This window comes from Agromyces protaetiae (assembly GCF_030866785.1).
Taxonomy (GTDB): Bacteria; Actinomycetota; Actinomycetes; order Actinomycetales; family Microbacteriaceae; genus Agromyces; species Agromyces silvae.
In genome coordinates this window covers 2,526,674-2,552,570 of sequence record NZ_CP133018.1, presented here as the reverse complement: position 1 = coordinate 2,552,570, position 25,897 = coordinate 2,526,674, and the positions used below count along the sequence as shown (strand labels likewise).

28 protein-coding genes are annotated in these 25,897 nt (G+C 70.4%); 23 read left to right on the top strand and 5 right to left on the bottom strand.

The genetic code is table 11. From position 1 onward, the window contains the following. The first annotated feature begins 81 nt into the window (after nt 1–81). From QU602_RS11750 to QU602_RS11710, 9 genes are all read left to right on the top strand, one after another. Entirely contained in the window at nt 82–609 is a 528-nt protein-coding gene (locus tag QU602_RS11750; protein ID WP_308796645.1) for a DUF1697 domain-containing protein, read from the top strand. Nucleotides 610–727: 118 nt separating this feature from the next. Beyond that, entirely contained in the window at nt 728–1,486 is a 759-nt protein-coding gene (locus QU602_RS11745) for a YebC/PmpR family DNA-binding transcriptional regulator (RefSeq protein ID WP_308796644.1), read from the top strand. A gap of 11 nt (nt 1,487–1,497) precedes the next feature. After that, nucleotides 1,498–2,115 carry a crossover junction endodeoxyribonuclease RuvC gene (gene ruvC / locus QU602_RS11740; protein ID WP_308796643.1) on the top strand — a complete coding sequence of 206 codons (618 nt, stop codon included), beginning with the start codon at nt 1,498–1,500 and terminating at the stop codon, nt 2,113–2,115. Next, the gene (ruvA, locus tag QU602_RS11735) at nt 2,112–2,738 is read left to right on the top strand and encodes a Holliday junction branch migration protein RuvA (RefSeq protein ID WP_308796642.1); all 627 of its coding nucleotides are present in this window, start codon (nt 2,112–2,114) and stop codon (nt 2,736–2,738) included. The genes ruvC and ruvA overlap by 4 nt, the downstream gene beginning before the upstream one ends. Next, nucleotides 2,735–3,802, top strand: coding sequence for a Holliday junction branch migration DNA helicase RuvB (gene ruvB, locus QU602_RS11730; RefSeq protein WP_308796641.1), 1,068 nt, complete (start codon nt 2,735–2,737; stop codon nt 3,800–3,802). Before ruvA ends, ruvB begins: the two co-directional genes overlap by 4 nt. Before the next feature lie 68 nt (nt 3,803–3,870). Beyond that, nucleotides 3,871–4,269 (top strand): preprotein translocase subunit YajC, encoded by a 399-nt coding sequence (gene yajC / locus QU602_RS11725; RefSeq protein ID WP_308796640.1) that lies wholly within the window; start codon nt 3,871–3,873, stop codon nt 4,267–4,269. A gap of 63 nt (nt 4,270–4,332) precedes the next feature. Beyond that, nucleotides 4,333–6,084, top strand: coding sequence for a protein translocase subunit SecD (secD, locus tag QU602_RS11720; RefSeq protein ID WP_308796639.1), 1,752 nt, complete (start codon nt 4,333–4,335; stop codon nt 6,082–6,084). Next, nucleotides 6,084–7,106, top strand: a complete 1,023-nt coding sequence (gene secF / locus QU602_RS11715; RefSeq protein WP_308796638.1) for a protein translocase subunit SecF — start codon at nt 6,084–6,086, stop codon at nt 7,104–7,106. Before secD ends, secF begins: the two co-directional genes overlap by 1 nt. Nucleotides 7,107–7,216: 110 nt before the next feature. Then, the gene (locus QU602_RS11710) at nt 7,217–9,466 is read left to right on the top strand and encodes a RelA/SpoT family protein (RefSeq protein WP_308796637.1); all 2,250 of its coding nucleotides are present in this window, start codon (nt 7,217–7,219) and stop codon (nt 9,464–9,466) included. Here the strand turns inward: QU602_RS11710 and QU602_RS11705 are convergent. The 3 genes from QU602_RS11705 to QU602_RS11695 all read right to left on the bottom strand — a co-directional run bounded on the left by QU602_RS11705 (nt 9,445) and on the right by QU602_RS11695 (nt 12,254). Next, nucleotides 9,445–10,011 (bottom strand): hypothetical protein, encoded by a 567-nt coding sequence (locus tag QU602_RS11705; protein ID WP_308796636.1) that lies wholly within the window; start codon nt 10,009–10,011, stop codon nt 9,445–9,447. The two genes, QU602_RS11710 and QU602_RS11705, sit on opposite strands and share 22 nt — an antisense overlap. 100 nt (nt 10,012–10,111) lie before the next feature. Next, nucleotides 10,112–11,344, bottom strand: a complete 1,233-nt coding sequence (locus QU602_RS11700; RefSeq protein WP_308796635.1) for a DUF349 domain-containing protein — start codon at nt 11,342–11,344, stop codon at nt 10,112–10,114. 109 nt (nt 11,345–11,453) lie between these two features. Continuing rightward, nucleotides 11,454–12,254 carry a peptidylprolyl isomerase gene (locus QU602_RS11695; protein WP_308796634.1) on the bottom strand — a complete coding sequence of 267 codons (801 nt, stop codon included), beginning with the start codon at nt 12,252–12,254 and terminating at the stop codon, nt 11,454–11,456. A 137-nt stretch (nt 12,255–12,391) separates the two neighbouring features. On the opposite strand from QU602_RS11695, the gene QU602_RS11690 reads away from it, so the two are divergent. The 5 genes from QU602_RS11690 to ruvX all read left to right on the top strand — a co-directional run bounded on the left by QU602_RS11690 (nt 12,392) and on the right by ruvX (nt 18,231). Continuing rightward, the gene (locus QU602_RS11690; RefSeq protein ID WP_308796633.1) at nt 12,392–13,810 is read left to right on the top strand and encodes a replication-associated recombination protein A; all 1,419 of its coding nucleotides are present in this window, start codon (nt 12,392–12,394) and stop codon (nt 13,808–13,810) included. A 187-nt stretch (nt 13,811–13,997) separates the two neighbouring features. Next, the gene (gene rpsD, locus QU602_RS11685; RefSeq protein ID WP_308796632.1) at nt 13,998–14,621 is read left to right on the top strand and encodes a 30S ribosomal protein S4; all 624 of its coding nucleotides are present in this window, start codon (nt 13,998–14,000) and stop codon (nt 14,619–14,621) included. A 202-nt stretch (nt 14,622–14,823) separates the two neighbouring features. Beyond that, the gene (locus QU602_RS11680) at nt 14,824–15,021 is read left to right on the top strand and encodes a hypothetical protein (protein WP_373692807.1); all 198 of its coding nucleotides are present in this window, start codon (nt 14,824–14,826) and stop codon (nt 15,019–15,021) included. Nucleotides 15,022–15,088: 67 nt separating this feature from the next. Beyond that, the gene (gene alaS / locus QU602_RS11675; protein WP_308796631.1) at nt 15,089–17,743 is read left to right on the top strand and encodes an alanine--tRNA ligase; all 2,655 of its coding nucleotides are present in this window, start codon (nt 15,089–15,091) and stop codon (nt 17,741–17,743) included. Nucleotides 17,744–17,745: 2 nt separating this feature from the next. Then, on the top strand, nt 17,746–18,231 hold the full coding sequence (gene ruvX, locus QU602_RS11670; RefSeq protein ID WP_308796630.1) for a Holliday junction resolvase RuvX: 486 nt from the start codon (nt 17,746–17,748) through the stop codon (nt 18,229–18,231). Here ruvX and QU602_RS19130 read toward each other — a convergent pair. After that, on the bottom strand, nt 18,147–18,461 hold the full coding sequence (locus QU602_RS19130; RefSeq protein WP_373692806.1) for a pentapeptide repeat-containing protein: 315 nt from the start codon (nt 18,459–18,461) through the stop codon (nt 18,147–18,149). The genes ruvX and QU602_RS19130 overlap by 85 nt on opposite strands. Nucleotides 18,462–18,533: 72 nt before the next feature. After that, entirely contained in the window at nt 18,534–18,710 is a 177-nt protein-coding gene (locus QU602_RS19125; RefSeq protein WP_373692805.1) for a hypothetical protein, read from the bottom strand. On the opposite strand from QU602_RS19125, the gene mltG reads away from it, so the two are divergent. The 9 genes from mltG to QU602_RS11625 all read left to right on the top strand — a co-directional run bounded on the left by mltG (nt 18,705) and on the right by QU602_RS11625 (nt 25,809). Next, entirely contained in the window at nt 18,705–19,886 is a 1,182-nt protein-coding gene (mltG, locus tag QU602_RS11665) for an endolytic transglycosylase MltG (RefSeq protein ID WP_373692804.1), read from the top strand. The genes QU602_RS19125 and mltG overlap by 6 nt on opposite strands. After that, on the top strand, nt 19,879–20,709 hold the full coding sequence (locus QU602_RS11660; protein WP_308796628.1) for a shikimate dehydrogenase: 831 nt from the start codon (nt 19,879–19,881) through the stop codon (nt 20,707–20,709). The genes mltG and QU602_RS11660 overlap by 8 nt, the downstream gene beginning before the upstream one ends. Nucleotides 20,710–20,732: 23 nt before the next feature. After that, nucleotides 20,733–21,941 carry a chorismate synthase gene (gene aroC / locus QU602_RS11655; RefSeq protein WP_308796627.1) on the top strand — a complete coding sequence of 403 codons (1,209 nt, stop codon included), beginning with the start codon at nt 20,733–20,735 and terminating at the stop codon, nt 21,939–21,941. Beyond that, nucleotides 21,934–22,452 carry a shikimate kinase gene (locus QU602_RS11650; RefSeq protein WP_308796626.1) on the top strand — a complete coding sequence of 173 codons (519 nt, stop codon included), beginning with the start codon at nt 21,934–21,936 and terminating at the stop codon, nt 22,450–22,452. Before aroC ends, QU602_RS11650 begins: the two co-directional genes overlap by 8 nt. After that, nucleotides 22,449–23,531, top strand: coding sequence for a 3-dehydroquinate synthase (gene aroB / locus QU602_RS11645; RefSeq protein WP_308796625.1), 1,083 nt, complete (start codon nt 22,449–22,451; stop codon nt 23,529–23,531). Before QU602_RS11650 ends, aroB begins: the two co-directional genes overlap by 4 nt. Nucleotides 23,532–23,589: 58 nt before the next feature. Then, the gene (locus tag QU602_RS11640) at nt 23,590–24,033 is read left to right on the top strand and encodes a type II 3-dehydroquinate dehydratase (RefSeq protein WP_308796623.1); all 444 of its coding nucleotides are present in this window, start codon (nt 23,590–23,592) and stop codon (nt 24,031–24,033) included. A gap of 106 nt (nt 24,034–24,139) precedes the next feature. Beyond that, complete coding sequence (gene efp / locus QU602_RS11635) at nt 24,140–24,703, top strand: elongation factor P (protein WP_308796622.1); 564 nt, start codon at nt 24,140–24,142, stop codon at nt 24,701–24,703. Beyond that, the gene (nusB, locus tag QU602_RS11630) at nt 24,703–25,116 is read left to right on the top strand and encodes a transcription antitermination factor NusB (protein ID WP_308796621.1); all 414 of its coding nucleotides are present in this window, start codon (nt 24,703–24,705) and stop codon (nt 25,114–25,116) included. The genes efp and nusB overlap by 1 nt, the downstream gene beginning before the upstream one ends. Before the next feature lie 174 nt (nt 25,117–25,290). Further along, complete coding sequence (locus tag QU602_RS11625) at nt 25,291–25,809, top strand: DoxX family membrane protein (RefSeq protein WP_308796620.1); 519 nt, start codon at nt 25,291–25,293, stop codon at nt 25,807–25,809. The last annotated feature ends 88 nt before the right edge of the window (nt 25,810–25,897 follow it).

The window sequence follows — 25,897 nt, the reverse complement described above, 5'->3', positions numbered from 1 at the left end:
GACGCATCTCGTCGCTCGCAGCCAGTCGGAGCGACCCTGTGCGTCCCCGTTGCGGGGAGGGGTCGGGCGTACGCTCGACGCATGACCGGGTATGTTGCGCTGTTGCGCGGGGTGAACGTCGGGGGCGTGACGATCAAGAGCGGCGAGCTGCGTGAGGTGTTCGAGGAGCTCGGGTTCGACGCGGTGCGCACGGTGCTCGCGAGTGGGAATGTGCGGTTCGAGGCATCCGTGAAGGATGACGCAGCGCTCAAGCGCCGTATCGAAGCCGCGCTGGGTGACCGGTTCGGGTACGACGCGTGGATCGTGCTCGTGACGCGCGATGCGCTCGAGCGGGTCGTCGATGGGTTCCCGTTCGACGAGCACGACGCGACGCGTCAGCCGTACGTGGTGTTCGCCTCGAAGCCCGAGGTGATCGACGAACTCGTCGAGGCCGCGGGCGACCTCGACCCCGATGCCGACCCGATCCGCCCCGGGGACTCGGTGCTCTATTGGAACCCGGTGAAGGGCACCACCCTGCACACACCGTTCGGCAAGATGCTCGGCAAGCCGCGCTTCGCGCCGACGACGACCAACCGCAATCTGCGCACGCTGCACAAGATCCTCGGCTGACGCAGCCTGCTCGCCTGACGCAGCCTGCTCGCCTGAGCGCCGCGCCGGACGCCCCTCGCTAGAATGGGCAGGCGCGGGGCCTGAGCGGCATCCGCTCGAGACTCGATTCAGGAGACGCATGTCCGGGCATTCCAAGTGGGCGACGACCAAGCACAAGAAGGCCGTCATCGACGCACGGCGCGCCAAGTCGTTCGCCAAGCTGATCAAGAACATCGAGGTCGCCGCAAAGATGGGCGGCGCCGACCTGGCCGGCAACCCGACGCTCTACGACGCGGTGCAGAAGGCCAAGAAGACGTCGGTGCCGAACGACAACATCGATCGCGCGATCAAGCGCGGTGCGGGCATCGGCGGCGAGGCCGTCGAGTACCAGAGCATCACGTACGAGGCGTACGGCCCGTCGGGCGTCGCGATGATGATCGAGGTGCTCACCGACAACAAGAACCGGGCCGCCGCAGAGGTGCGCACCGGCCTGAACCGCAACAACGGCACGCTCGCCGACCCCGGTTCGGTGGCCTACAACTTCTCGCGCAAGGGCGTCATCGTGGTCTCAGGCGAGGGGACGACCGAAGACGACGTGATGATGGCCGCGCTCGAGGCGGGCGCCGAAGAGATCGAGCCGCACGCGCAGGGCTTCGAGGTCATCACCGACCCGTCCGACATGGTCGCGGTGCGCGTCGCGCTGCAAGAGGCGGGGCTCGACTACGAGTCGGCCGACGTCGAGTTCGTGCCGAACCTCAAGGTCGAGGTCGACGCCGACACCGCGCGCAAGGTGTTCCGGCTCATCGACGCGCTCGAAGACAGCGACGACGTGCAGAACGTGTACAGCAACTTCGACCTCAGCGCCGAGGTGCAGGCCGAGCTCGAGGCCGAGGACTAGGGGGTCTGGCCGTGCGCGTGCTCGGCGTCGATCCCGGGCTGACCCGGTGCGGCGTCGGCGTGGTCGACGTGGAGCCGAATCGCAGCGCGCGGCTCGTCGACGTCGTGGTGCTGCGCTCGTCCACCGACCTCTCCATCGAGCGTCGGCTGGCGCGGATCGCCGAGGGACTCGAGGCGATCTTCGAGGAGCACCGGCCGCAGGCGGTCGCACTCGAGCGCGTCTTCGCCAGGAGCGACGTCTCGACGATCATGGGCACCGCCCAGATCTCGGGCGTCGCGATGCTGATCGCCGCCCGGCGTGCGCTGCCGGTCGCGCTGCACACGCCGAGTGAGGTCAAGGCGGCGATCACCGGGTACGGCCGGGCCGACAAGAAGCAGGTGGGCGCCATGATCGCTCGGATCCTCGGCCTCGACGCGGTGCCGAAGCCCGCGGACGCCGCGGACGCCCTCGCGCTCGCGGTCTGCCATGCGTGGCGGGTCGGCGGGGTGGTCGGCCAGGCGGTGACGGATGCCTCGTCGACGCGCCGTCCAGACGAAGACTCGGCGGGGCTCACGCCGGCGCAGCGCGCGTGGCGCGCCGCCGAACGCTCCGCGGCGGTGTCGGGGGCCGCACGTAGGCTGAAGGCGTGATCTCCTCCCTCCGTGGCCGGGTGCTCCAGGCAGCCGGCGGCTCCGTCGTCCTCGAGGTCGGGGGCGTCGGCTTCTTCGTCAACACGACCCCGGCCCTCGCGCTCGCCAGTCGTGAAGGTGAAGAGGCCGCGCTGCACACCTCGCTCATCGTCCGTGAAGACGCCCTGACCCTGTTCGGGTTCGCGGGTCGCGACGAGCTCGAGGTCTTCGAGATCCTCATCGGGGTCACGGGCGTCGGTCCCAAGTCCGCGCTCGGGGTGCTCTCGGCGCTCTCGCCCGAACAGATCGCACAGGCGGTCGAGCGTGAAGACGACGCGGCGTTCCGCAAGGTCAGCGGCATCGGCCCGAAGACGGCGAAGCTCATCGTCGTGTCGCTCGCCGGCAAGGTGCGCTCGACGGGCCGCACCGCGGCCGCCCCGGCGGGCGCCGTCGTCACGGGGAGCGTCGCCGACAGCGTGCTCGCCGCGCTGACCGGCCTCGGCTGGACCGAGCGGGTCGCTTCCGATGCGGTCGAGGAGACGATGGCCGCGGCGTCCGACGCCGATGCGGCATCGGTGCCCGCGCTGCTCAGGCTCACCCTGGCGCGGCTCGGCCCCGCACAGCAGAGTGGCAGGTCGCGATGACCGACCGCGACGAGGACCTCACCGATCCCGAGCTGGCGAACGAGGCCGAGCTCGCGTTCGAGGGGGCGCTGCGTCCGAAGAGCCTGCAGGAGTTCGTCGGGCAGAGCCGCGTGCGCGGGCAGCTGCAGCTGTTGCTCACGGCTGCGACGCTGCAGCAGCGCACGCCCGATCACATCCTCCTCGCCGGTCCTCCCGGGCTCGGCAAGACCACGCTCGCCATGATCGTCGCGCACGAGAGCGGCCGGCCGCTGCGCATGTCGAGCGGCCCGGCGATCCAGCACGCCGGAGATCTCGCCGCGATCCTGAGTTCGCTCGTGCCCGGCGAGGTGCTCTTCATCGACGAGATCCACCGCATGGCGCGGTCGGCCGAAGAGATGCTGTACCTCGCGATGGAGGACTTCCGCATCGACATCATGGTCGGCAAGGGCGCGGGTGCCACATCGGTCCCGCTCGACCTCGCGCCCTTCACGCTGGTCGGTGCGACGACTCGTTCCGGGTTGCTGCCCAATCCGCTCCGCGACCGGTTCGGGTTCACCGCGCACCTCGAGTTCTACGACGAGGCTGAGCTCGAGCAGGTGCTCGCCCGTGCCGCGACCATGCTCGGGCTCCGCATCGACCGGGCGGCGGTGGCCGAGATCGCCGGCCGGTGCCGCGGAACGCCGCGGATCGCGAACCGGCTGCTCCGCCGCGTCCGCGACTACGCGCTCGTGCACGCCGCATCGGATTCCGGGCGGCCGGGCACCGGCGCCGACCTCGACGCCGTCAAGGCGGCGCTCGAGCTCTACGACGTCGACGAGCTCGGGCTCGACCGCCTCGACCGCGCCGTCATGCAGACGCTGCTTACCCGGTTCGGTGGCGGGCCGGTGGGGCTCAACACGCTCGCGGTCTCGACCGGCGAGGAGGCCGAGACGATCGAGGCCGTGGTCGAGCCGTTCCTCGTCCGCATCGGGCTCATCACGCGGACTCCGCGGGGCCGGGTGGCGACGCCCGCGGCCTGGCGGCACTTCGGTCTCACGAACCAGACTGTGGAGAGTTCAACGGCGCTTCCGCTTGATGATCTATAATCTGAGAGGCCTTAGGCCCCCATGCTCTCGAAGTGTGCGCTCACGCACGCGAAAGGTTCCCGCACCCCATGGTTTTCGATCCGTTCACTATTATCATGCTCGCCATCCTGGCGGTGCTGATCTTCTTCATGTTCCGCAACTCGCGGAAGCGCCAAGCCGACGCACGTGAGCTCCAGTCGAAGGTGGTTCCCGGAGCCACGGTCATGACCAACTTCGGCATGTTCGGCACGATCACCTCGATGGACGAAGAAGAGAACAAGGTCGAACTCGAGATCGCCCCGGGCACCGTGGTCACCGTGCACCGCCAGGTCGTCGCCCGGGTGGTCGACGAGGTCCAGCCCGGGGGCGAGTCGGTCGTCGCCGACACGGTGCCCGACGAGCTCACCGCAGAGCCCGAGTTCGGACAGCGTCTCGACGACGCCCCGGCCGACGAGCAGCCCGACACCAAGAAGAAGTCGGACGACTAGGACTCACCTCACCCGCGCCTTGCACCAGTGACGGTGGAGGCGCCTGCAGAGAAGGCTCACATCGTGGCTGCACCATCCAAGCGGTCCTCCCGCCCCGCGCCGGTCCGCAAGGCCTGGCGATCCCTCACCTGGCTCGGCGTGATCATCGTCGGCCTGTTCGCGGTGAACGCCGCTGGCGTGATCTGGGGCGGCGGGTCCTGGACGCCGAAGCTCGCGCTCGACCTCGAGGGCGGCACGCAGATCATCCTCGCGCCGCAGCTCGAAGACGGACAGAGCGCCTCCCAGGAGCAGCTCGATCAGGCCGTCTCGATCATCCGCCAGCGCGTCGACGCCTCCGGCGTCGCCGAGGCCGAGATCAACACCGAGGGCAACAACGTCGTGGTCCGCATCCCGGGCGAGCTCGACGACCAGACCCGGGCCCGCATCGAATCCTCGGCCAAGCTCGAGCTTCGGCCCGTGCTCCTCGCCGGCGCCGCGACGACGCAGCAGATCGACCCGACGGAGTCGCCCGACGCCGCCGATCCGGCCGAGGGCCTCGAGACCGAGCCGACGGTGGAGCCGACCGACGGCAGCGACCTGAACTGGGTCACGCCGGCCCTCCAGGCCGAGTACGACGCGTTCGACTGCGCCGCACTCGACGAGACCGAGACGAACGTCGCGCCGGCCGCCGAGCCGCTCGTGACCTGCGACCAGTCGCGCACGGCGAAGTACCTGCTGGGCCCGGTCGAGGTCTCGGGCGAGAACATCGTCGACGCGACCAACGGCATGGTGCAGACGAGCACGGGTGGCCAGACCGGTCAGTGGGCCGTCAACATCGTGTTCGACGGCACGGGCACCGAAGACTTCGCGGCGGTCTCGACGCGACTGTACGGGCTGCAGGGCCAGACCCCGCGCGACCAGTTCGCCTTCGTGCTCGACGGTGCGGTGCTGTCGGCGCCGTCGATGAACGGCGTGATCACCGACGGTCGTCCGCAGATCACCGGCCAGTTCACCCAGGAGTCCTCCAAGGCCCTCGCCGATCAGCTGAAGTTCGGCGCGCTGCCGATCAGCTTCACGGTGCAGTCGTCCGACACGATCTCGCCCACGCTCGGCACGTCGCAGCTGCAGTCGGGCCTCGTGGCGGGTCTGATCGGTCTGATCCTGGTCGTGGTCTACACGCTCTTCCAATATCGAGCTTTGGCGTCGGTGACCATCGCATCGCTGATCATCGCCGGCATCATCACGTATCTGATGATCACGATCCTGTCGTGGCGCGAGGGCTATCGATTGTCGCTGGCCGGTATCGCGGGTCTGATCGTCGCGATCGGCTTCACGGCCGACTCGTTCATCATCTACTTCGAACGTGTGCGCGACGAGTTGCGTGACGGCCGCCTGCTGGTCGGCGCGGTCGAGGCGGGCTGGAAGCGGGCGTTCCGCACGATCCTCGCCTCGAAGGGCGTGAACCTGCTCGCCGCGGTCGTGCTGTTCATCCTCGCGGTCGGCAGCGTGAAGGGCTTCGCCTACACGCTCGGTCTGACCACGATCATCGACGTCATCGTCGTGATCCTGTTCACGCACCCGATGCTGCAGCTGCTCGCGCAGACCAAGTTCTTCTCGTCGGGCAACTCGTGGTCTGGGCTCGACCCGACCGCATTGGGAGCCGTCTATCGCGGTCGCGCCGAGTTCCGCGCACCCGTCGCTGCGGGCAAGAAGACGGCGGCGAGCCAGCGGGAAGCGCAGAAGCGGCAGACGATCGCGGAGCGGAAGGCCGGCGTCGGCGTCGGTGCCCGCTCTGACGAGAGCGTTGCCGTCTCCGACGAAGGCAAGGAGTCCTGATGGCCAACGCAAGCCGCCTGACCCGGTTCGGCAACGACCTCTACACCGGCAAGCGTTCATTCAACTTCGTCGGCGGTCGCCGGAAGTGGTACGTGATCGTGGCCGCGGTGCTCATCCTGGCCGTCGCGATCCCGCTCATCCGCGGCGTGAACCTGTCCATCGAGTTCCGCGGCGGGTCCCAGTTCCAGATCGTCGGCGTGCAAGAGGCCTCGGCCGGCCCGGCCGAAGCGGCCGTGCAGGAGGTCGTCCCCGGCTCCGTGCCGAGGGTCGCGATCGTCGGCGGCGACGGTGTGCGCGTACAGACCGAGCAGCTGTCGCAAGAAGAGACCCGCGAACTGACGACCGCCCTGGCCTCGGCGTACGACGTCCCAGAGACCGAGGTCACGGCGACGTTCATCGGGCCGACCTGGGGTGCCGACGTCACCAGACAGACGCTGGTGGGTCTGGTCGCATTCCTGCTGCTCGCCGCGGTGATCATGGCGTTGTACTTCAGGACGATCAAGATGTCGGTGGCGGCCATGATCGCGCTCGTCGCCGACCTGATCGCGACGGTCGGCATCTACGCCGCCGTCGGGTTCGAGCTCAGCCCCGCCGCCATGATCGGCATCCTGACGATCCTGTCGTACTCGCTGTACGACACCGTCGTGGTGTTCGACAAGGTCCGCGAGAACACGGCGGAAGACGGCAGCGAGTCCAGACGCACGTTCGCCGAGTCGGTGAACCTCGCCGTGAACCAGACGCTGGTGCGGTCGATCAACACGTCGGTCGTCGCGGCGCTGCCCGTGGCCGCGATCCTCTTCATCGGTGCGGGGGTGCTCGGGGCCGACACGCTCCGCGACATCTCGCTCGCCTTGCTCATCGGCATCCTCGTCGGCACCTGGTCGACCGTCTTCCTCGCCGCGCCGCTGTACTCGCAGCTGCGCGAGGGTGAGCCCGCGATCAAGCGGCACGACGAGAAGGTGCTGAAGGAGCGCGCGCGGGCCGGCGCTGCCGACGGTGCGGCGACGGTCGCCACGGCATGACGGTCGCCCCGAGCCCGACGTTCGCCCAGAGCCCGACGTTCGCCCAGAGCATGGCCGCGTGCGGCCGCGACGCCGTCTGAAGCGGCGATAATCGAACTCTGGAGGTGCGCGTGACGGAGACCGGGGTCAATCAGACCGCTTCGCTGCGCCGTCTCGTGCCTCGGATCTTCTCGCGGGCGCAATCGACCGGTGCCGTCGACACCCTGCTCCGGACGGTGCGCATGCACCACCCGAAGGCCGATCTCGCGCTCGTGGAACGCGCGTATCAGAAGGCCGATCGCGCACACGACGGCCAGACGCGCAAGAGCGGCGAACCGTACATCACGCACCCGATCGCGGTGGCGCAGATCCTCGCCGACCTCGGCATCGGCTCGAAGACGGTGGCCGCGGCACTGCTGCACGACACGGTCGAAGACACCGCCTACACGCTCGACCAGGTCCGCGCTGATTTCGGCGACGAGATCGCGATGCTCGTCGACGGCGTCACCAAGCTCGACAAGGTCAAATACGGCGACTCCACGCAGGCCGAGACCGTTCGCAAGATGATCGTGGCGATGTCCAAAGACATCCGCGTGCTCATCATCAAGCTCGCCGATCGGCTGCACAATGCACGCACCTGGGGGTTCGTGCCCGCGGCGAACGCCGAACGCAAGGCGACCGAGACGCTCGAGATCTACGCGCCGCTCGCGCACCGGCTCGGCATCCAGACCATCAAGTGGGAGCTCGAGGACCTGTCGTTCGCGGTGCTCTACCCGAAGCTCTACGCCGAGATCGAGAGTCTCGTGAAACAGCGCACCCCGCAGCGCGAGGAGTTCGTCCAGAACGTCATCGACCTCGTGAGCGACGACCTCAAGGCCGCGCGAATCCGCGGCAAGGTCATGGGGCGGCCGAAGCAGTTCTACTCGATCTACCAGAAGATGATCGTGCGCGGCCGCGAGTTCGACGAGATCTACGATCTGGTCGGGATCCGGGTGCTGGTGAACAGCGTCCGCGACTGTTACGCCGTGCTCGGCGCCATCCATGCGCGCTGGACGCCGCTGCCCGGGCGCTTCAAGGACTACATCGCGACCCCGAAGTTCAACCTCTATCAGTCGCTGCACACGACCGTCATCGGCCCGAAGGGCCGGGCGGTGGAGATCCAGATCCGCACCCACGACATGCACCAGCGGGCCGAGTACGGCGTCGCCGCGCACTGGAAGTACAAAGAGCGCATGGCGGGCGGGCGCACCGACGAGAAGGCCGGCGCGACCGAGACCGACATGGCCTGGCTCGCCCACATCTCGGACTGGCAGGCCGAGACGGCCGACCCGGGGGAGTTCCTCGACTCGCTCCGCTTCGAGATCGGCGCGAAAGAGGTCTACGTCTTCACACCGAAAGGCCGTGTGATCGGCCTGCCGTCCGGTGCCACCCCGATCGACTTCGCGTACGCCGTGCACACCGAGGTCGGGCACCGGACGATGGGCGCCAAGGTGAACGGCCGGCTCGTACCGCTCGAGAGCGAGCTGTCGAGCGGTGACGTGGTCGAGGTGTTCACCTCGAAGAACCCCGACTCCGGGCCGAGCAAAGACTGGCTCACCTTCGTCAAGAGTCCGCGGGCGCGGAACAAGATCCGTCAGTGGTTCACGAAGGAGCGCCGCGACGAGGCGATCGAGCACGGCCGCGACGCGATCGCGCGCGCCATGCGCAAACAGAACCTGCCCCTGCAGAAGCTGATGAGCCAGGAGTCGTTCGCCGAGGTCGCCGCGCAGCTGCGCTACGACGACGTGTCCGCGCTGTACGCGGCCGTCGGCGAAGGGCACGTGTCGACCCAGTCGGTGCTCGAGAAGGTGCTCGCGCAGGTGCGCGAGGTCGACGAGAGCGACGAGCCCGGTCTGCCGATCTCGGCGAGGCCGCGCCAGCTGCCGCGGAGCGACTCGGGCGTCCTCGTTCGCGGCGCACCCGACATCCTCGTCAAGCTCGCGCGGTGTTGCACGCCGGTGCCGGGCGACGAGATCGTCGGCTTCGTCACGCGCGGCGCAGGCGTCTCGGTGCATCAGGCGAGCTGCCACAACGTGCAGTCGCTGCTGCGCGAGCCCGAGCGCATGATCGACGTGGAATGGGCGCCGAGCTCGAAGAGCGTCTTCCTGGTGCAGATCCAGATCGAAGCGCTCGACCGCGCCGGCCTGCTCTCCGACGTCACCCGGGTGCTGTCGGAGCACCACGTCAACATCCTCTCCGCAAACGTCTCGACGTCGACCGATCGACTGGCACTGAGCAAGTTCGTCTTTGAGATGGGCGACACGACCCATCTCGACCGGGTCCTGAACGCCGTTCGCCGCATCGATGCCGTGTACGACGTCTATCGAGTCGCCGACGGGTGAGCCGCGTCGAGCGCACGCGCGAGGCGGCCGACGGCGAGGGCGCGGTACGGCAACCTCGCTGAGGTCACCAGACGCGCCCGGAGCTCGCGTTCGACGTCGCCGTGGGTCGCCAGCAGGCGCCCGACGATCTGCTCGACCTCATGGGATGGTTCCTCCGGGTCGCGGAGCAGGTCGAAGGCGGTCCGCGCCGGCGAGGTGCAGCGCACGCCCAGATACTCGACGAGCTCGTCTTCGGCGATGACGAGCTCGCGGATGCGGGGCTCGCCCGGGTGCGCGGTGCTCCGTGCGGTCGACGACCGGCACAGCTGGAGCTCGTGCGGCGGCACCGGGAGCGCGCCGTGCACCCAGGCTGCCGAGCGGCGGTCGAGGATGAGCGACCGGTCGATGCCGACCGCGAGTGCCGCAGCCCGGAGCGCCGGCAGGTCCGGCTCATCGACCGGGACGAACACGCCGTGCATGGCGCCGACATCGCCGTCGATCCGTGCCGCGCAGAGCTCGGCGAGGGAGAGGTCGTCAGTGCCGAGCACACTCGGGATCCGGGTCATCCGTCCATCGTGAGGCACGGCGCGCCGACGGCTCGCGATCCGCGAGGAAGCTGTGGAGAGTCCGTTCGCCGGTGCGCTGTGGAGGACCGCGCAGGCGGAGTCAGCCGCCGACGGCCTTGAGCCACGCGCGACGCGCCTCGAGCGCCTCCCGCGCGGTGGCCGCCGCGTTCGCATCCCCGCTCGCCTCGGCGTCGGAGAGCTCCGACTCGAGCTTCTCGATGGCGTCCTGCAGCTGCCCGGCGAGCCCCTCCGAGCGGGCCTTCTTCTCGGGATCCTCGCGCTGCCAGCGCTCGTCCTCGAGCGAGCGCACGTGCTGCTCGATCTTCCGCAAGCGGTCCTCGACCGGGCGGACCTGGTCGCGGGGGACCCGGCCGATCTCGTCCCACTGCCGCTGGATCCGGCTCAGGGTGGTTCGCGCGGCACCCGGGTCGGTCGCCGTGAGCAGCGGTTCGGCCTCGGTCAGCAGGGCGAGCTTCTGCTCCAGATTGGCGCGGTAGGCCTCGTCTTCCTGCGCATCGATCTCGGCCTTCGCGTGGAAGAGCACATCGCCGGCGGCCTTGAACCGTGCCCAGAGCGCATCGTCGACCTTCTTGCCCGCGCGGCCCGCGAGCTTCCACTCGTCGAGCAGGGCGCGATAGTCGCCGACGCCGTCGGCGCCGCGCGGGGCGAGCGCCTCGGCGCGCTCGACGAGCTGCTGCTTGCGCGCGCGCACGTCGCGGTGTGCGGCGTCGAGCTCGGCGAAGAAACTCTTCCGGTGCTGCTCGATCGTCGAACGCGCGGTCCGGAACCGCTTCCAGAGCTCGTTGGCCTCGTTCTTCGGGAGCCGGGGGCCGTCTTGCTGGTGCTTCTGCCACCGCGTGAACAGCGCGTCGAGCTCGCTCGTCGTCTGCTTCCACTGCGTCTTCGCGGGATCTTGCGCCGCCAGCCGCTCGGCGGCCTCCACGATCGCGGTGCGCTCGACGATCGCCTCGTCGAGCGCGGCCTTGGCCTCGGCGTGCTGCTGCTCGGTCAACTCCTTCGCGGAGCCGGAGAGCGCCTCGAGTCGCGTGGACAGTGCGCCGAGGTCGCCCACCGCGTTGGCATTCGCGACCGACTCCTGCAGCCGGGCGACCGCCTTCGCGACGTCGGCCGCCGGGGCGCCGCGTCGCACTCGCTGCTCGAGCAGGCTCACCTGACCCGCGAGGTCGGCGTACTTGCGCTCGAAGTAGGCCAGGGCCTCCTCAGCGGTGCCATCGGGGTACTGTCCGACGACGCGCTCGCCGTCCTCCGTCCGCACGAAGACGGTCCCCGTCTCATCGACGCGGCCCCAAGGTTGCTGCACTGAATCGGTCACGGCCTCACCTGTCGTGGTCGGATGCCGCCCTCGGCGGCGCACTGGAACCAGCCTATTGCACGGCGGCGCACGCGGATCGGTCGGGAATCGCGCCGGGCCGCGGCTGGGGTCACTCGAGCGTGAAGGCGTCGATGGTGACCGGGACGGCTGGAGCGCCGTCGGTGGCGCCGCCGGTCACGCCCGGGTCGATCACCGCCGTGCGCAACTCGTCGAGTCCGCTCGTCACACGCCCGATGACCGTGTACCCACCCGCCTGGTCCGAGGGGATCGTCGAGTCCTCGTAGACGACGAAGAACTGGCTGCCCTGGCTCGAGGCGTTGCCGCCCTGCCGCGCCATGGCGAGGGTGCCGGCGGGGTAGACGTTGTCGGCCGGGGCGTTCTCGACCGGTCCGTACGAGTAGCCGGGCCCGCCGGTGCCGTCGCCGGCGGGATCGCCGCACTGGAGCACGAAGATGCCGGCCGTGGTCAGCCGGTGACAGCTCACGCCGTCGTAGAACCCGGATTGCGTGAGGCTCACCGTGGAGGCCACGGCCTGCGGTGCGGCGGCGCCATCGAGCTCCACGCCGAGCGGGATGCCGTTGAGCGTGAGCTCGCCCGTCCAGGTGCGATCCTCGGCGAGGTCGGGGGAGGGGACCTCGCCGGCGTTCGCATCGGCATCGGGCTCATCCGCATCCGGAGTGGCGCTCGGGTCGGGGCTCGCCGACGGGGAGGCCGCTGAGCCGCCGGGGCCGCCGTCGAAGAAGAACAGCTGGGCCGAGACGGCGAGCACGAGCACCACGACGAGCGCGCCCGCGGCGATCACGTTGTCGCGGACCCGCCGGCGCTGCTTCCGCCGGTGCACCTCTTGACGTGCCTGGTAGGTGCGCAGCCGGGCGCGTTCCTCTCGGGCCTGACGGTCGTTCGCTGCCACGCGTGCTCCTTTTTCCGGACTCCGGGCTCCGGACTCCGGCTTCCGGACTCCTGCGACGAGATCGTACGGGGGCGAGGGGTGCCTGTTCAATTCCCCGAGCGGGGCCCGTGTCGGCGGGCCCGGTTACGCTGGTCGTCATGGTGGAGTCCGGCCCGGGATTGCGCACGGGGGCGACCCCGCTCGCGGTGCGCATGCGTCCGACGAGTCTCGACGAGGTCGCGGGTCAGCGTCATCTGCTCAGCCCCGGCTCGCCGCTCCGGGCCCTCGCCGGCGATCGCGCCGGCACGACAGGCTCGGTGTCGGTCATCCTGTGGGGTCCGCCCGGCACGGGCAAGACCACGATCGCCCAGGCGATCGCGCGCTCGTCCGGGCGGAAGTTCGTCGAGCTCTCGGCCGTGACCGCCGGCGTCCGCGATGTGCGCCAGGTCATGGAGGAGGCGCAGTCCAGCCGCGATCTCTACGGCCTGTCGACCGTGCTCTTCCTCGACGAGATCCACCGGTTCACGAAGGCGCAGCAAGACGCCCTGCTGCCGGGCGTCGAGAACGGCTGGGTCATCCTCGTCGCGGCGACGACCGAGAACCCGTCGTTCTCGGTCATCTCGCCGCTGCTGTCGCGCTCGCTGCTGCTCACGCTCGAGACCCTGTCCGACGAGGACCTCGGTGTGCTCGTCGACCGGGCGGTCGAAGATCCGCGCGGACTCGGCGGGCGTTTCGTGCTCGACGCCGAAGCGCGCGCGGCCATCGTGAGGCTCGCGTCGGGCGACGCGCGTCGAGCGCTGACCGCGCTCGAGGCGGCCTCGGTCTCGGCGGCCGGCGTGCAGGCCGAGGAGGCCGGCGACGGCGGTGATGCGGACGACGGCGGCGGTCACGTCGAGGGCGACGACGGCGGTGAGGATGCGGCGGATGCCTCGGGGCCGGTCATCACCGCCGAGATCGTGTCACGCGCGGTCGACCGGGCCCTGCTCCGATACGACCGCGCCGGCGACGAGCACTACGACGTCATCAGCGCGTTCATCAAGTCGGTCCGCGGCAGCGATGTCGATGCGTCCCTGCACTATCTCGCCCGCATGATCGAGGCCGGCGAGGATCCGCGCTTCATCGCGCGCCGCATCATCGTGCTCGCGAGCGAAGACATCGGCATGGCGGACCCCACTGCGCTGGGGGTGGCGGTGGCTGCGGCCGACGCGGTGCAGTTCATCGGCATGCCGGAGGGGCGGATCCCGCTCGCGCAGGCGGTCGTGCACCTCGCCACCGCGCCGAAGTCGAACGCGGCCTATCTCGGCATCAACCAGGCCATTGCCGATGTCCGCGAGGGCCGGGCCGGCCGGGTGCCGAAGCATCTTCGCGATGCGCACTATCCGGGCGCGAAGCGCCTCGGCCACGGCAAGGGCTATCGGTACCCGCACGACGAGGCGATCGGTGTGGTCGAGCAGCAGTACCTGCCCGAGGGGCTCACCGGTGCCGTGTACTACCGGCCGACCGAGCACGGCAACGAGCGCGACGTGTCGGCGCGGCTCTCCAAGCTCCGGCGCATCGTGCGCGGTGACCGCTCGTGATAGCATGGTCGACGGCCTGAAGCCAGATCTCGCGTGCGGCTGCGCGGGATCGCCGGCGAAGGGGTGCGACCTGTAGCCGGTCGCCCCGTGGCGGATCCCTCTCACAAGAGTTTCGGCTCTGACAAGACTTCCGGCGCGTCATGCGCCCGGGACCCACCGTTCGAGAAATCTTTGAAAGGACACATCCGTGTCGAACCAGTCACGCAGCAAGACGCGCCTCTCCCGCGCGCTCGGCGTCGCCCTCACCCCGAAGGCCGCCCGCATCATGGAGAAGCGCCCGTACGCCCCCGGCGAGCACGGCCGCACCAAGCGCAAGCAGGACAGCGACTACGCCGTCCGGCTCCGCGAGAAGCAGCGTCTCCGCGCCCAGTACGGCATCCGCGAGAAGCAGCTCCGCATCGCGTTCAACGAGGCCCGTCGCACCGACGGCCTGACCGGTGAGAACCTCGTCGAGCTGCTCGAGATGCGTCTCGACGCGCTCGTGCTCCGCGCCGGCTTCGCCCGTACGATCACGCAGGCCCGCCAGTTCGTGGTGCACCGCCACATCACCGTCGACGGCCGTCTCGTCGACCGCCCCTCGTTCCGCGTCAAGCCCGGCCAGGTCATCGGTGTCAAGCAGCGTTCCGAGGGCACCGAGCCCTTCCAGGTCGCCGCGGCCGGCGGTCACGTCGACGTGCTGCCCAAGACCCCGGGCTACCTCGAGGTCGAGCTCGACAAGCTCCAGGCCACGCTCGTGCGTCGTCCGAAGCGCGCCGAGGTTCCCGTCACCTGTGACGTGCAGCTGGTCGTCGAGTACTACGCCGCTCGCTGACGTCTCACGTCGAGGACGGGGGTCGCGGGTTTCCCGCGGCCCCCGTTTCGCGTTCCACGACGTGCCCTGCCGGGCGCCGGGTGCACCCGGCCGCCGCGGCTGCCGTGGCATCCGTCGCCACTAGACTGGGTGCTCAGACCCTCCGGCACCGCCCGGAGCCGTCGGCGCCCGGCGCCGGCGCAGACGATCAGGGAGCATTCTCGTGAAGAACATGCTGTGGTTCGCCGCGGGCGTGGCGGCGGGGTTCGTCGCGGCGCATCAGTTCAACAAGACCGAACCCGGCCGCGAGTTCTTCGCCGGCGTGAACGCCAAGGCCAGGGCGTTCGGTCAGGCGATCGCCGAGGGCTATCACGAACGCGACGCCGAGCTGCGCGCGACCGGCGCGCCCACCGCCGACTGACGGGCGAGCCGCCCGCACCAGGGTCCGCCCACCGGCCGATCCGACCGATCCCGACAGATACGGAACCATGCAGACTGCCGACATCCGCCAGCGCTGGCTGGACTTCTTCGCGGCGCGCGGCCACACGGTCGTGCCCTCGGCCTCGCTCGTGTCCGACGACCCGACGCTCCTCTTCACCGTCGCCGGCATGGTGCCCTTCGTGCCGTATCTCACGGGGGTCGTCCCTGCGCCGTACCCGCGGGCGACGAGCGTGCAGAAGTGCATCAGGACGAACGACATCGAAGAGGTCGGCAAGACCCCCCGCCACGGCACGTTCTTCCAGATGAACGGCAACTTCTCCTTCGGCGACTACTTCAAAGAGGGTGCGATCTCGTTCGCGTGGGAGCTGCTGACGACCCCCGAGGCCGACGGAGGCTACGGGTTCGACCCGGAGGCGCTGTGGGTCACCGTCTACGAGGACGACGACGAGGCCATCCAGATCTGGGAACGGGTCGCGGGCCTGCCGCCCGAGCGCATCCAGCGGCTCGGCAAGGACACGAACTACTGGCACACGGGCCAGCCCGGCCCCGCGGGCCCCTGCTCGGAGATCTTCTTCGACCGCGGCCCCGAGTACGGCGCCGACGGCGGTCCCGCGACCGATGACGACCGCTACGTGGAGATCTGGAACCTGGTCTTCATGCAGTACCTGATCGACGACGTGAAGTCCAAGACCGACTTCCGGATCGTCAAGGAACTGCCGAAGAAGAACATCGACACCGGTATGGGGCTCGAGCGCGTCGCGTTCATCAAGCAGGGCGTCGACAACATGTACGAGATCGACCAGGTGCGGCCCGTGCTCGACGCCGCCGCCGAGATCTCGGGCCGCCGGTACGGCGCCGACCACGAAGACGACGTGCGCATGCGCGTCATCGCCGACCATGTTCGGTCTTCGCTGATGCTCATGAGCGACGGCGTGACCCCGTCGAACGAGGGTCGCGGCTATATCCTGCGTCGCCTGCTCCGCCGGTCGATCCGCGCGATGCGCCTGCTCGGGGTCGAGGGGCCGTCGTTCCGCGAGCTGTTCGCAGCGTCCCGCGACGCCATGAAGGCCGCGTACCCCGAGGTCGAGCGCGACTACGCCCACATCGAGCGGCTCGCGCTCGGTGAGGAGGCGATCTTCCTGCGGACCCTCGAGGCCGGCACCGAGATCCTCGACGTCGCCGTCGAGCAGACCAAGCACGCCGGCGGCGCGCTCCCGGGTGACACCGCGTTCCTCCTGCACGACACGTACGGGTTCCCGATCGAGCTCACGCTCGAGATCGCCGAGGAGGCCGGCCTCTCCGTGGACCGGCCGGCGTTCGACGCGCTCATGACCGAACAGCGCACGCGCGCGAAGGCCGACGCCAAGTCGAAGAAGAAGGTGCTCGCGGACCTCTCGGTGTACGGCGAGTTCCGGGCGCTGGGCGAGACGATCTTCCGCGGGTACACCGACCTGGCGACCGAGTCGACGGTGCTCGGCATCCTCGTCGACGGTCGTCCTGCGCAGCTCGCGACCGCGGGGCAGACCGCCGAGATCATCCTCGCCGAGACCTCGCTGTACGCCGAGTCGGGCGGCCAGGCCCCCGACCGCGGCCGGATCGTGGGCGACGGATTCGAGCTCGAGGTGCTCGACGTGCAGAAGCCCGTGAAGGGCCTCATCAGCCACACGGTCAAGGTCACCCGCGGCGAGGTGGGCGTCGGGGTCCCCGCCACGTCGCTCGTCGACGAGGACTACCGCCGTGGTGCGACGCAGGCGCACTCGGGCACGCACCTCGTGCACGCGGCGCTCCGGGAGGTGCTCGGGCCCTCGGCGCACCAGTCCGGTTCGTTCAACAAGGCCGGCTACCTGCGGCTCGACTACGGCTGGAACCAGTCGATCTCGCCCGAGACGCGGAGCGAGATCGAGGAGGTCTCGAACAACGCCATCCGGTCGAACCTCCAGGTCGTGACGCGCGAGATGCCGCTCGATGAGGCCAAGTCCCTCGGGGCCATGGCGCTCTTCGGCGAGAAGTACGGCGACGTCGTGCGCGTGGTCGACATCGGCGGACCCTGGTCGCGGGAGCTCTGCGCGGGCACGCACGTCTCCACGAGCGCCGAGGTCGGCCTGATCAATATCGTCGGGGAGTCCTCGGTCGGCGCCTCGAACCGACGCGTCGAGTCGCTCGTCGGCGCGGAGGCGTTCCGGCAGTTCGCCGCGGAGCGCGCACTGGTCACCGAACTGACCCAGAGCCTGAAGACCCGCCCCGATCAGCTGGTCGACCGCGTGTCCGAGCTCGTGGGCAGCCTCAAGTCCGCGGAGCGGAAGATCCAGGCGTTCGAGGCCAAGGCCCTGAACGATCGCGTGCCGGCTCTCGCCGACCGGGCGGTGCGTGTCGGCGACGTGCTGCTCGTCGCCGAGTCGGTGGGCACCCTCGGCTCCGGCGACGAGCTGCGGTCGCTCGCGACCGCGGTACGCGGCCGGCTCGGCGACGCGGCGTCCGTGGTCGCCCTCGCGGCCGAGGTCGGCGGTAAGCCCGTGGCGATCGTCGCGACCTCGCCCGCCGCCCGCGATGCCGGTGCGAACGCCGGCGCACTGGCCAAGGCGATGGCGAAGACGCTCGGCGGCGGCGGCGGCGGAAAGCCCGACCTCGCGCAGGGCGGTGGCAACGACGTGTCCGCGATCCCCGCCGCGCTCGAAGCGGTCCGAGCGGAGTTCGGGCGGTAGCCATGCGGCCAGGGGTGCGGCTGGGCATCGACGTCGGGCGGGCGCGGGTGGGCGTCGCCCGCAGCGACTCGGCCGCGGTGCTCGCGGTCCCGGTGGAGACCGTGGCGCGGAGCGCCGACGGTGATGACGACGTCCGGCGGATCGTCGAGCTCGCCGACGAGCACGGCGCGGTCGAGCTCGTGGTCGGCAACCCGTTGTCGCTGTCCGGTGCGGTCACCGCATCGACCGAGGACGCCATCGCATTCGCGGCGCGGCTCGCGATCGCGGTGGGCGAGGACCGCCCGGTGCGGCTCGTCGACGAACGGCTGTCGACGGTCACCGCACAGCAGCACCTGCGTGCGACCGGAAAGAAGGCTCGCCAGCAGCGTCCGGTGATCGATCAGGCGGCCGCGGTTATCATTCTTCAGCATGCAATCGATGCCGAGCGGGCGTCGGGCAGCGCACCCGGCCGGGTGCTTTCCAGCGACGAAGGGCCAGTTCCCCCGTGACCCAGCTCCCCCCTGCGCCACGCGATCCTCACGACGACGGCGACGGCGACGAGTGGCACGCGCTCCTGCGCGGCGAGCTTCCGCCGCGTCCGGCATCGCGCCGGTCGCCGGCGCAACCGGGCCCCGCGCAACCCGGCCCCGCGCAACCGGGCCCGGCGCAACCGGGCCCCGCGCAACCGGGCCCCGCGCAGCCACGCCCCACGCAACCGGCACGACCCGAGCCGGCGCACGCCGCTTCGGCTGAGCCCGCCAGGCCTTCCTCCGACGCGTCGGCGTCGGACCGCCCGCTGACGCGCCGCGAGCTACGCGAGGTCGAGCAGCGCGAGTTCGCCGAGGCCGAGGCCATCCGGCTCATCGTCGAGGCCGACGTCGAGCAGCCGGGCGCCGCCGCGAGTGGCGCTGCGGCGTCGTCGGTCGGGGTCCGAACCGAGGTCGCCGCCGCGTCCCACGAGTCGGGCGAGCCCGCCGAGCGTATGCACACGGCGACCCGCACCGGGCTCGCAGATCTCATCGACTTCGACGACGAGCCGCCCTCCGGCCGTCGCCCGAGTCGTGCCGAGCGCCGAGCCGCGGCGAGCCACCCGCACGACGCCGCCGAGCCGCCACGCCGGCGCCGCGGCGCGCTCGGGTGTCTCATCGGGCTGGTCGTGGTGCTCGCGCTCGCGGTCGGCGCGTTCTTCGTCTTGCAGGGGCCGATCACGGCGCTCATCGATCGATTCACGCCCGCCGAGAACTACTCCGGCCAGGGCACCGGTGAGGTGTTGTTCCAGGTCGAGGAGGGCGACAGCGGGTCGAGCATCGGCACGCGCCTCGTCGAGCAGGACATCGTCGCGTCAGAGGCGGCGTTCCTCGAAGCGATCGACGACGCGCCCACCGCGGTGACGTTCTATCCGGGCGTCTTCCGGCTTGCTCAGCAGATGAGCGCCGAGGCCGCCCTCGCCGGACTCACCGACCAATCCAACCGGCTCGAGAACACCATCCTGATCCGTGAGGGCATGTGGGCCGACGACGTGCTCGCCGAGGTCTCGGCCGTGCTCGAGATCCCGATGGAGGAGCTCCAGGCGGTTGCGGCGAACCCGCAGGCGCTCGGGCTGCCCCCCGAGGCGACCACGCTCGAAGGGTTCCTGTTCCCCGACACGTACACGTTCGATCCCGGCGTCACGGCCCAGCAGGTGCTGCAGCAGATGGTCGATCTCAGCCTGCGCTCCTTCGACGAGGCCGGCGTCGCACCGGAGGACCGGTACCGGGTCGCGACGATCGCCGCGCTGATCGAACGCGAGGCCCTCCCGCAGGACTTCGGCAAGGTCTCGCGGGTCATCCAGAACCGGCTCGACGACGGCATGCCGCTGCAGTTCGACTCGACCGTGCACTACGGCATCGCCGACCACTCCGACGTGACCACGTCCGACGCGGAGCGGGCCGACGCCGGCAACCCGTACAACACGTATGCGCATACCGGTCTGCCGCCGGGTCCGATCGGCAACCCGGGCGTCGCGGCCATCCAGGCCGCGCTGAACCCCGAGGACGGTCCGTGGTTCTATTTCGTCACGGTGAACCCCGACACGGGCGAGACGGTCTTCTCGACGACCTACGCCGAGCACGAGGCGGCGGCGCAGCAGTTCTACCGGTGGCTCCAGGAGCGTGGCGATGGCTGATCGCCGGCTCGCCGTACTCGGCAGCCCGATCTCGCACTCCAAGAGCCCGGCGTTGCACCGAGCGGCCTACCGGCGGCTCGGGCTCGACTGGTCGTACGACGCGGTCGAGGTCGACGGCCCCGCCCTGCCCGGATTCCTTGGCGGCCTCGATGCGAGCTGGCGCGGTCTCTCGCTCACGATGCCGCTGAAGCAGGACGTGCTGCCGCTGACCGACGAGGTCGATCGCGTCGGACAGCTGACCGGAGCGGTCAACACCCTGTTGCTCGCCGACGACGGGCGCCGGCTCGGGTTCAACACGGACGTCGGCGGCCTGGTCCGTGCAGTGCGCGAGGGCGGATGCTCCGGGGTCACCCGTGGCGTCATCGTCGGTGCCGGCGCGACCGCGGCGTCCGCGCTCGTGGCCATGCAGGAGCTGGGAGCCAGGCATGTCTCGGTCTTCGCGCGCACACCCTCGCGGGCGACGACGCTTCGCGCGCTGGGCGAACGCCTGGGCGTCGACGTGCGCGTCGAGACGCTCGACACACTCGGCCGCGCGCCCGGCGCCGACCTCGTCGTGAGCACGGTGCCCGGCGGAACCGAGCTCCCGCACGAGGCATCCGTCGCCCTGCGCACCGAGGCGGCGCTCTTCGACGTGGCCTACGACCCCTGGCCGAGTCGACTGGCCGCGAGCTGGCTGGCCGCCGACGGCCGCGTCATCCATGGTCTCGGGATGCTGCTGCACCAGGCGCTCCTCCAGGTGCGCATCTTCGTCGCGGGCGACCCGACGGCGGAGCTTCCCGGAGAGGACGACGTCCTCGCCGCCATGCGCGACGCCCTGGGCTGAGCGCCTGTGGGAGGATGAGGGACATGCTCCGTTGGCTCACCGCCGGAGAATCGCACGGCCCTGAGCTCGTGGCGATCCTCGAGGGTCTTCCCGCCGGCACCCCCGTCTCGCTCGACCAGATCCGCGCCGATCTCGCGCGCCGGAAGCTCGGCTACGGCCGGGGTGCGCGTATGAAGTTCGAACAGGACGAGCTCGCGATCTCGGGCGGTGTCGTGCACGGGCGCACGCTCGGCAGCCCTGTCGCGCTGCGCATCGGCAACAGCGAGTGGCCGAAGTGGCAGGAGGTCATGAGCGCGGAGCCCGTCGACCCGTCGAAGCTCGGCCGCGGGCGCGGCGCACCGCTGACCCGCCCCCGCCCGGGCCACGCCGACCTCGTCGGCATGCAGAAGTACGACTTCGACGAGGCGCGCCCGGTGCTCGAGCGCGCGAGCGCGAGAGAGACCGCGGCCCGCGTCGCGCTCGGCGCCGTCGCGCGCGCGTTCCTCGCCGAACTCGGCATCCGCCTCGTGTCGCACACGCTCGCGATCGGGCCGGTGCGCGTCCCCGAGGACGCGCCGTTGCCGCACCCCGACGACGTCGACCGGCTCGACGCCGACCCGCTGCGCTGCTTCGACGAGGCGACGAGCGCGGCGATGGTCGCCGAGGTCGATGCCGCGCACAAGGAGGGCGAGACCCTCGGCGGCGTCGTCGAGGTCCTCGCGTACGGGGTTCCGCCGGGGCTCGGGTCCTACGTGCACTGGGACCGCCGGCTCGATGCGCAGCTGGCGGCGGCGCTCATGGGCATCCAGGCGATCAAGGGCGTGGAGGTCGGCGACGGCTTCCTCACGACGACCCGGCGCGGATCCGAGGCGCACGACCCGCTGCACCTCGAGGGCGATCGCATCGTCCGTGACGGCAACCGTTCCGGCGGCACCGAAGGCGGCATGTCGACCGGCGACCTCCTGCGCGTTCGCGCCGGCATGAAGCCCATCGCCACGGTCCCGCGCGCCCTGCCCACGGTCGACGTGGCGACGGGGGAGCCGGCGCCGGCCCACCATCAGCGTTCAGACGTCTGTGCCGTGCCCGCGGCGGGCGTCGTCGCCGAGGCGATGGTCGCGCTCACGCTCGCGAACGCGGTACTCGAGAAGTTCGGCGGCGACTCGGTCGGCGAGACCGCTCGGAACCTGCAGGGGTACCTCGCGGCCATCCCCGATGCGCTCGCGACCGCGGGCGCCGTCTCCGATCGTGGCTGACGCGGCCGCCGTCGCGCTCCCGGTCGTGCTCATCGGCCCGATGGGCGCCGGCAAGTCGCGCATCGGCGGGCGTCTCGCCACGGTGCTCGGTGCGCCGTTCATCGACACCGACCAGCGCATCGTCGCACGCTACGGGCCGATCGCCGACATCTTCGCGCGCGAGGGCGAGGACTACTTCCGCGTCATCGAGCGGGAGGTCGTCGCCGAGGCGCTGCGCGAGCCCGCGGTCGTGGCGCTCGGCGGGGGAGCGGTGCTGCACCCTGAGACCCAGGCCGACCTCGAGCCGCTCTCGGTCGTGCTGCTCAGGGTCGACGCCGCAGCGGTCGAACCGCGGCTCGCGGGCGGGGCCCGCCCGCTCCTCGCCGAGGGCGGTCTCGAGCGCTGGGAGCGCATCCTCGCCGAGCGCCTCCCGATCTACGAGGCATTGGCCGATCTCGACATCGACACCTCGCGCCGTCCGGTCGCGCGGATCGTCGCCGACGTCACCGGACGCCTGGGAGAGCTGGAATGACGACCGAAGACCGCACCGTGATCAGGGTCGGCGGCGACGAGGGGTACGACGTCGTGGTCGGCCGCGGCGTGGTCGGCGAGCTCGGCGACGCGCTCGGACCCGCCGTGCGCAAGGTGCTGGTGGTGCACCCCTCCACCCTTGGGGCGCGCGCCGCGGCGATCCGCGAGGAGCTCAGCGATCGGTTCGAGGTGCTGCTCGCCGAGATCCCCGACGCCGAGGCTGGCAAGCGCGTCGAGGTCGCGGCGTTCTGCTGGCAGATCCTCGGACAGGCCGACTTCACGCGGAGCGACGCGATCGTGGGGATCGGCGGCGGCGCGGCGACCGACGTGGCCGGCTTCGTCGCGGCCACCTGGCTGCGAGGGGTCCGGTTCGTGCTCGTGCCCACGTCCGTGCTCGGCATGGTCGATGCCGCGATCGGCGGCAAGACCGGCATCAACACGAACGAGGGCAAGAACCTCGTCGGCGCCTTCCACGCGCCCGCGGCGGTGCTGTGCGATCTCGAGCTGCTCGACACGTTGCCGAAGAACGAGATCCTGGCGGGCTTCGCCGAGATCGTGAAGGCCGGGTTCATCCGGTACCCCGAGATCCTCAACGTGATCGAGGCCGATCCCGAGGCCGCGACCGACCCGACGACGCCCCAGTTCCGCCGGGTCGTCGAGCTCGCCATCCAGATGAAGGCCGACGTGGTCAGCGAGGACTTCCGCGAGGCCGGCATCCGGGAGATCCTGAACTACGGTCACACGCTGGGGCACGCGGTCGAGCACGCCGAGCGCTACCAGTGGCGGCACGGTGCGGCGATCGCGGTCGGCATGATGTTCGCCGCGGAGCTCGGCCGGCTGAGCGGCCGGCTCTCCGACGAGGTCGCCGACCGGCACCGGCACGTCCTCGACCTGCTGAGCCTGCCCACGAGCTACCCGGCCGGTCGCTGGAACACGTTGCTCGCGACCATGCAGCGCGACAAGAAGGCGCGCGGCGGCCAGCTGAGATTCATCGTGCTCGACGACCTCGCGAAGCCGACGGCCATGCAGGCGCCCGACCAGTCCCTGCTGTTCGCCGCGTACCAGGAGATCGCGTCCTGAGCGCGGCGCCGAGGCACGCGACGCTCGTGACCGGATGCCTCGCCGATAGGCTTCCGGAGTGACCACCACGATCCTCGTCCTGAACGGCCCGAACCTCGGCCGGCTGGGCTCGCGCGAGCCCGAGGTCTACGGCAGTGACACGCTCGCGGACATCGGAGCGCAGCTCGAGGCATCCGTGCCCGACGAAGTCGAGATCGAGCTGCGGCAGACCGACGACGAGGGCGAGCTCATCGGCTGGCTGCACGAGGCGGTCGACCGCGAGCTGCCCGTCGTGCTGAACCCGGCCGCGTTCACGCACTACAGCTACGGGTTGCGCGATGCGGCGGCGCTGCTCAAGCAGGCCGGCATCCCGCTCGTCGAGGTCCACCTGAGCAATCCGCACAGCCGTGAGACGTTCCGGCACACGAGCGTCATCTCGGGCGTCGCCTCGGGTGTGATCGCCGGGTTCGGCGCCGAGTCGTACCGGCTCGCGATCGACTGGCTTCTGCGGGCGCGCGGCTGAGTCGACTACACTCGATCAGTCGCACGCGCGCGTATCGCCGCCGACCGACCAGCTCCGCCGGCCACCGAGCCTTCGACTTCCTCCAACCGATCGGATCAGTTTTCCCATGGCATCGACCGCAGACATCAAGAACGGCGTCGTCCTGAACATCGACGGCCAGCTCTGGAGCGTCATCGAGTTCCAGCACGTCAAGCCGGGCAAGGGCGGCGCGTTCGTGCGCACCAAGATGAAGAACGTCCTCACCGGCAAGGTCGTCGACAAGACCTACAACGCGGGCGCCAAGGTCGACATCGAGAACGTCGACCGTCGCGACTTCACCTACCTGTACAACGACGGCGACGGCTTCGTGTTCATGGACCAGACCGACTACGACCAGCTCACGGTGCCCGCCGCGACCGTCGGCGACGCCGCGAACTTCATGCTCGAGAACCAGCCCGTCACGATCGCGCTGAACAACGGCAACCCCCTCTACGTGGAGCTCCCCGCGTCGGTCGTGCTCGAGATCACCTACACCGAGCCGGGCCTCCAGGGCGACCGCTCGACCGGCGGCACCAAGCCCGCGACCGTCCAGACCGGCTACGAGATCCAGGTGCCGCTGTTCCTCGAGACCGGAACGAAGGTCAAGGTCGACACCCGGACGGGCGATTACCTCGGGCGTGTGAACGACTAGTGAGTGCCCGCACGAAGGCGCGCAAGCGCGCCCTCGACCTGCTGTACTCCGCCGACATGCGTCAGGTGCCGGTCGAGCAGATGCTCGCGACCGAGGCCGAGCGCGCGGTGAACGAGCCCGAGCGTCAGGCGTCGTGGCTGTACGCGCGCGAGATCGTCGACGGCATCGTCGACCACCGCGACGAGATCGACGAGCTGATCGAGACGCACTCGCGCGGGTGGACGCTCGAGCGCATGCCCGCGGTCGACCGCGCGCTCCTGCGCATCGGCGTGTGGGAGATCCTGCACAACGACGAGGTCCCCGACGCGGTCGCGATCAGCGAGGCCGTCGAGGCGGCCACGGTGCTGTCGACGGATGACTCGGCGGGCTTCGTGAACGGCCTGCTCGCCGCGGTCTCCCACTCGAAGGGCTGACCCGCCGGGACGTCGCCGGGACGCCACCGGGACGCAGGTCCCGGTTTCCGTTCGGGGATATCCCCGAGTGGAGATCAGCGGTGTTCCGGGCGACCGCGGGGTGTCCGAGCGATGGGATGAGTGTGCTGCCGCATCCGGCTGCGACTCACCCGAAGCTCTCGAAGGAGCACCCTCATGTCCACCACCACTCTCGGCACCGGACGCGCCTCCACCGCGGCCGGACTCGACACCGTCCTCGACCGGGCGAACGCGGCGCAGGCCGTCGTCCAGCGGTTCCTGGCCCGAGCCGGCGTGCCCGCGCTGCGGATCTCGCTCGGCCTCGTGTTCCTCGTGTTCGGCGCCCTGAAATTCTTCCCGGGCGTCAGCCCGGTCGAGGCGCTCGTCACCCGGACCTGGAATGCGCTCTCGTTCGGCCTGATCGACGGCTACGCCGCTATGGCGCTCACCGCGGGCCTCGAGGTCTTCGTCGGACTCACGCTCGTCACGGGCGTGCTGTTCCGCGTCGGTCTGCTCGCCCTCGCGGCGACCTTCGTCGGGATCTTCTCGCCGCTCGTGTTCTTCGCGGGCGAGCTGCTCACGACCGCCGGGCCGAGCCTGACGGCCCAGTACATCCTGAAGGACGTCATCCTCGTCGCGGCCGCGATGGTCGTCGCGGCCGGCGCGCTGCGCCGCCCGATCGGACGCCGCGCCTGAGACACCCGCCCCCCGAGGCATCCGCCCGCCCGAGGCATCCGCCCGCCCGAAGCGCTGTTCCTCACCTCGCAACTCAGGAAGATCACCG

Excerpts from the sequence above, each read along its gene's own strand:
- ruvB (WP_308796641.1), top strand. The coding sequence starts at position 2,735 with ATGACCGACCGCGACGAGGACCTCACCGATCCCGAGCTGGCGAACGAG.
- QU602_RS11660 (WP_308796628.1), top strand. The coding sequence starts at position 19,879 with ATGGCTGATCGCCGGCTCGCCGTACTCGGCAGCCCGATCTCGCACTCC.
- aroC (WP_308796627.1), top strand. The coding sequence starts at position 20,733 with ATGCTCCGTTGGCTCACCGCCGGAGAATCGCACGGCCCTGAGCTCGTG.
- alaS (WP_308796631.1), top strand. The coding sequence starts at position 15,089 with ATGCAGACTGCCGACATCCGCCAGCGCTGGCTGGACTTCTTCGCGGCG.
- QU602_RS11705 (WP_308796636.1), bottom strand. The coding sequence starts at position 10,011 with ATGACCCGGATCCCGAGTGTGCTCGGCACTGACGACCTCTCCCTCGCC.
- QU602_RS11750 (WP_308796645.1), top strand. The coding sequence starts at position 82 with ATGACCGGGTATGTTGCGCTGTTGCGCGGGGTGAACGTCGGGGGCGTG.
- QU602_RS11625 (WP_308796620.1), top strand. The coding sequence starts at position 25,291 with ATGTCCACCACCACTCTCGGCACCGGACGCGCCTCCACCGCGGCCGGA.
- secF (WP_308796638.1), top strand. The coding sequence starts at position 6,084 with ATGGCCAACGCAAGCCGCCTGACCCGGTTCGGCAACGACCTCTACACC.
- mltG (WP_373692804.1), top strand. The coding sequence starts at position 18,705 with ATGCACACGGCGACCCGCACCGGGCTCGCAGATCTCATCGACTTCGAC.
- QU602_RS11745 (WP_308796644.1), top strand. The coding sequence starts at position 728 with ATGTCCGGGCATTCCAAGTGGGCGACGACCAAGCACAAGAAGGCCGTC.
- QU602_RS11690 (WP_308796633.1), top strand. The coding sequence starts at position 12,392 with ATGGTGGAGTCCGGCCCGGGATTGCGCACGGGGGCGACCCCGCTCGCG.
- yajC (WP_308796640.1), top strand. The coding sequence starts at position 3,871 with ATGGTTTTCGATCCGTTCACTATTATCATGCTCGCCATCCTGGCGGTG.
- aroB (WP_308796625.1), top strand. The coding sequence starts at position 22,449 with ATGACGACCGAAGACCGCACCGTGATCAGGGTCGGCGGCGACGAGGGG.
- ruvX (WP_308796630.1), top strand. The coding sequence starts at position 17,746 with ATGCGGCCAGGGGTGCGGCTGGGCATCGACGTCGGGCGGGCGCGGGTG.
- efp (WP_308796622.1), top strand. The coding sequence starts at position 24,140 with ATGGCATCGACCGCAGACATCAAGAACGGCGTCGTCCTGAACATCGAC.